General features: G+C 55.2%; 5 protein-coding genes and 1 pseudogene. 1 reads left to right on the top strand and 5 read right to left on the bottom strand.

The genetic code is table 11. The annotated features are described in order from the left end of the window. Together AB7E14_RS20630 and rpiA are read right to left on the bottom strand one after the other, a co-directional pair. Window positions 1-295, bottom strand: a pseudogene (locus tag AB7E14_RS20630) (phosphoglycerate dehydrogenase); the annotation flags it as partial. Between the two features lie 267 nt (window positions 296-562). Continuing rightward, window positions 563-1,222 carry a ribose-5-phosphate isomerase RpiA gene (gene rpiA / locus AB7E14_RS20625; protein ID WP_042322083.1) on the bottom strand — a complete coding sequence of 220 codons (660 nt, stop codon included), beginning with the start codon at window positions 1,220-1,222 and terminating at the stop codon, window positions 563-565. 159 nt (window positions 1,223-1,381) lie between these two features. Between rpiA and argP the strand changes: the two genes are divergently transcribed. Next, window positions 1,382-2,275 (top strand): DNA-binding transcriptional regulator ArgP, encoded by an 894-nt coding sequence (gene argP / locus AB7E14_RS20620; protein ID WP_042322080.1) that lies wholly within the window; start codon window positions 1,382-1,384, stop codon window positions 2,273-2,275. 7 nt (window positions 2,276-2,282) lie between these two features. On the opposite strand, the gene AB7E14_RS20615 is transcribed toward argP, so the two are convergent. The 3 genes from AB7E14_RS20615 to AB7E14_RS20605 form a co-directional block, all read right to left on the bottom strand. After that, complete coding sequence (locus tag AB7E14_RS20615; RefSeq protein ID WP_125339146.1) at window positions 2,283-3,182, bottom strand: LysR family transcriptional regulator; 900 nt, start codon at window positions 3,180-3,182, stop codon at window positions 2,283-2,285. Window positions 3,183-3,203: 21 nt separating this feature from the next. Continuing rightward, complete coding sequence (gene nadR / locus AB7E14_RS20610) at window positions 3,204-4,436, bottom strand: multifunctional transcriptional regulator/nicotinamide-nucleotide adenylyltransferase/ribosylnicotinamide kinase NadR (RefSeq protein WP_042999347.1); 1,233 nt, start codon at window positions 4,434-4,436, stop codon at window positions 3,204-3,206. A gap of 21 nt (window positions 4,437-4,457) precedes the next feature. Then, a partial coding sequence (locus AB7E14_RS20605) for a magnesium chelatase domain-containing protein (RefSeq protein ID WP_428169875.1) occupies window positions 4,458-4,907 on the bottom strand: 450 nt, incomplete at its 5' end.

The raw sequence follows: 4,907 nt of genomic DNA, 5'->3' as shown, positions 1-4,907 counted from the left end.
ATACCGCGCTTTGCTGCCGCCTTCAGGTCTACCTGGTTGGTGCCGATACAGAAGCAACCGATAGCGACCAGTTTTTCCGCCGCGTTAATCACCTCTTCTGTCAGATGGGTACGGGATCGCAGGCAATGAAGTGGGCATCACGGATGGACTCTTTCAGCTCTTCAGCATCCAGTGCCCCTTTGTGAAATTCGATGTTGGTATAACCTGCCGCCCGAAGGCTATCCAGCGCCTTTTGATGCACGCCTTCAACCAGCAGAAATTTAATCTTGTCTTTCTCCAGCGATACCTTTGCCATTTCCCGACCCTGTCTTTTTATGCAATCTGATATTGTGTGTGTGGATTTGCATCCGCCTTTCAACATATCAAAAATAATTATTGCGGCAATATGAACGTTTGCGTCGCTCTGTTGAGGAACGTTCATTCAGTGGCAAATGCCAGAGGAAAATGCTGGGGATAAGTTTTTCTTTGGAGAAATCAGCAGGGCAAGATTCAAAACGTGATACATGTCACCAAATTTGCCCTGCAAAAAAATTTTAACCGGGGAAGCGCTCCCCTGGTCAGATCATTTCACGATGGTTTTGACGCCGTCAGCGGTCCCGATTAACGCCACATCCGCGCCACGGTTAGCAAACAGGCCGACAGTCACCACGCCGGGAATAGCGTTAATGGCATTTTCCATCGCCACCGGATCGAGGATCTCCATGCCGTGCACATCAAGGATCACGTTACCGTTGTCAGTCACCACGCCCTGACGGTATTCCGGACGACCGCCCAGTTTGACTAACTGGCGGGCCACTGCGCTGCGCGCCATTGGGATAACCTCAACCGGCAGCGGGAAGTTACCCAGAATATCCACTTCCTTGGACGCGTCGGCGATACAGATAAATTTCTTCGCCACGGAGGCAATGATTTTTTCACGGGTCAGCGCCGCGCCGCCGCCTTTAATCATCTGCATGTGACCGTTAATTTCGTCCGCGCCATCAACGTAAACGCCAAGGCTGTCCACTTCGTTGAGGTCAAACACAGGGATACCGAGACTTTTGAGTTTTTCGGTTGAGGCATCCGAGCTGGAAACCGCGCCTTCAATCTGACCTTTCATGGTGCCCAGCGCGTCAATAAAGTGCGCGGCTGTTGAACCGGTACCTACCCCTACAATGGTGCCGGGCTGTACATACTGAAGTGCCGCCCATCCTACTGCTTTTTTCAGTTCATCCTGCGTCATGATTGTCTCGCCTTTGTGGAGAAAAATTCACGCGCATTATAGACCATTGCGCGGAAAAATCTTCCCGACCCGCTCGCAGGCTGCGGATTTCGTCTTTACCCAATGCAAATTTATGTCATAGTGCAGAACAAGCAAAAATTTCAGGAGTGTGTCAGATCAATGAAACGTCCGGACTACAGAACACTACAAGCACTGGATGCCGTTATACGTGAACGCGGGTTTGAGCGCGCGGCGCAAAAGCTGTGCATCACCCAATCTGCCGTTTCGCAACGCATCAAGCAGCTTGAGAATATGTTCGGACAACCGCTGCTGGTCCGCACCGTTCCGCCGCGTCCGACCGAGCAGGGGCAAAAACTGTTGGCGCTGCTTCGTCAGGTCGAACTGCTGGAAGAGGAATGGCTGGGCGATGAGCAGACCGGCTCCACGCCGTTGCTGCTGTCGCTGGCGGTTAACGCCGACAGTCTGGCGACCTGGCTGTTACCGGCTCTGGCGCCGGTACTGGCTGACTCCCCTATTCGTCTTAACCTGCAGGTGGAAGATGAAACCCGCACCCAGGAACGTCTGCGTCGCGGCGAAGTGGTAGGCGCGGTGAGTATTCAGCATCAGGCGCTGCCCAGTTGTCTGGTGGATAAACTCGGCGCGCTCGACTATCTGTTTGTGGGTTCCAAAGCGTTTGCTGAACGCTACTTCCCGAACGGTGTTACCCGCTCCGCGCTACTGAAAGCGCCTGCGGTGGCGTTTGACCATCTGGACGATATGCACCAGGCCTTCCTGCAACAGAACTTTGATCTGCCGCCGGGCAGCGTTCCGTGCCACATCGTCAACTCTTCGGAAGCCTTTGTGCAACTGGCGCGTCAGGGCACCACCTGCTGTATGATCCCGCACCTGCAGATTGAAAAAGAGCTGCAAAGCGGTGAACTGATCGATCTCACGCCAGGCCTGTTTCAGCGCCGGATGCTCTACTGGCATCGGTTTGCGCCTGAAAGCCGGATGATGCGCAACGTCACCGACGCGCTGCTGGCCTACGGTCACAAGGTACTGCGTCAGGACTGAGCCGGTCTCATTCCGCGGTGTAGAAGTGTCTGAGCTCATCGAACTGCATGGCAAATTCGATGTAGCTCATCAGCGCGGGAGAGTTCAGCTTACGGCTGGGATACACCAGCCAAAGATCGTTTCCCGCCACTGTCCATGGCGCCAGTACCGGTATCAGAGCGCCCTTTTCGATTTTATCTTCCAGCATAAACGCCGGCAGCAGCGTGATCCCCGCCCCTGCGATGGCGCTTTCGCGGGCATAGACCAGATTATCCGTCAGATGCACCCGCTCAGGCATGTACTGATAGTCTTCATCACCGCGATGAAATAACCACTCAGCCCAGGCTTTGTGCGCGATGCAATGGTGTTCGACCAGTTGACGGGGATGGTTCAACGGCGCATAACGTGACAGATAAACGGGCGAGGCCAGCAAATAGCGCGGGCAATGGCCAATCATACGTCCGATCAGCGAGGAATCCTGCGGCTTACCAGTGCGCAACGCGACGTCAAAACCGCTGTCCACCAAATCCAGCAGTTCATCGGAGATACTGACCTCAAGATAAACATCGGGGTAGCGTTGCTGGAACTGCGTGTTCAGGCGCGCGAGCAGTGTCGCGCCAATGCCTGCCGGCGACGTGATGCGCAATCGTCCGCTGGGGTTGTCGCGCAGGCGCTGAACCGCATAATCGGCGCGTTCGCTGGCAGCGAGTATTTCCCGGCAGTGCACCAGATAGTGTTCACCGGCGTAGGTCAGGTTCAGTTTGCGGGTGGTACGGTTGATCAGGCGAATGCCAACGTGCTGCTCAAGCTGGCTGATACGCTGACTGACGCTCGACTTCGGCAGCCCCGCCTTTTGCGCGGCGACGGTAAAGCTGCCGTGTTCGGCGACCAGGGCAAACAGCGCCATATCCTGCAAGTGCTTAAACATCGCGTTCACCCCTGGCGAGGATCACCCCTGCTCACCCATCATCTCTTTGACCAGCTCGACGCAACGCAGGAAACGGCCATCGTAATCCGCCTCTTCGACATGCACGAAGTCGATATTGTTTTCGCGCAACATCTCCACCAGCAGCGTCTGAAATTCTTTGCGATCCACTGAACTACCGAGGCTGCGCAGACCGTCCGCCACCCACGGCGTGTTATTTTCCAGCAAGATCACCAGGTCGAAGCGGTATTCATCAATCAACGCCTGCACAAACGGATGTTCTCGCCCTTCGTACTTTTTGCAGAAGGCCTGAGTCGTGACGAAGTCGGTGTCGACAAACGCCACTTTATTGGCGTACTTCACGGCAAAATCAATGTACTGCGCGTGGCCCAGCGCAATTTTATCGTAGTCAGAATATTGCAGCGCCATCTCATCCCCCCCGAGATGAGAGAAGACATAATCCCGGCCATACTCCCACGCACTGGTGGTATTGAAGATATTCGCCAGCTTATTGACCAGCGTCGATTTCCCACTCGATTCTCCACCCAGCACCGCCACGGTACGCACGAAGAACGGCTTCACTTCAGTCGGAATATATTCCCAGTAGCGGAAGGGGTTTTCACGGATTTGCGCGCCGCTGATGCTCATAAAGGTGCGTTTCGGGTCGATAAGCACCGTTTCGATACCCAGATGTTCCAGGTACTGCGGGGCATCGGCTTCCTCTGAGGTATAGATCCAGTTTGGCGCAATCCCCTTCTCCGCCATAAACGCTTTGATGCCCTTGCTCCAGACGTCCCAGCCGTGCGGATACGGCTCCATCCCCTCTTCGTTGAAGGCATGAATGCGGATATTTTTCTGATATTTGAACGTTTGTAACAGCCAGCGCAGACGATCCGGCACGGTCGGTTGCTGGGACATGGCGCTGTCTTCAAACAGCGCGCGGTCGCGCGTATCGTCATAGCCCATGATGATATGCAACTCGTCCACCTGGCTACAGGCGCGCTGAATCAGATAGATATGACCGGTGTGCAACGGATAAAATTTGCCGAATACCACACCGATATTTTTCTGCTGCCGGGGAAACTCCAGCCCCAGAAAACGGTGCAACGCCTCCAGCTTTTGCGCGCTGGGACTTTTGATCTTGGCATTGAGAAGTTGACTGAGATAGCCCTTGGTCATTCCACTGGCATCCGCCACTTGTTGCAGGGTACAGCCCTTTTGCTTGATCGCGGTTTTCAGATAATCAAATGACGACATGGGTAACCTCCGTTTCACTCATTATAAGTCGTCAAACACGTTTAACGCATCCGCCAGCTTCTTGACACCAAAAACCTGCATCCCTTCCGGCGGTTTTTTTGGCACGTTAGCTGCCGGAACAATCGCGCGACGGAAACCATGTTTTGCGGCCTCGGAAATACGCTCCTGACCGCTGGGCACCGGGCGAATCTCTCCTGCCAGCCCCACTTCGCCAAACACTACCAGGTCCTGCGGCAGCGGCCTGTCGCGCAGGCTGGAGACCATCGCCAGCAGCAGCGCCAGATCCGCGCTGGTCTCTGTGACTTTGACGCCGCCCACCACGTTAACGAACACGTCCTGATCGGCCATTTGCAGACCGCCGTGGCGATGCAACACCGCCAGCAGAATCGCCAGACGGTTCTGCTCCAGCCCCACCGCGACACGACGCGGGTTAGCCATCATCGAGTGATCGACCAGCGCCTGGATCTCCAC

It is taken from the genome of Citrobacter sp. (assembly GCF_050252275.1).
GTDB lineage: Bacteria > Pseudomonadota > Gammaproteobacteria > Enterobacterales > Enterobacteriaceae > Citrobacter_A > Citrobacter_A amalonaticus.
Note: the sequence above shows the minus strand (reverse complement) of the source record. Positions and strands in the feature narration are given on the sequence as shown.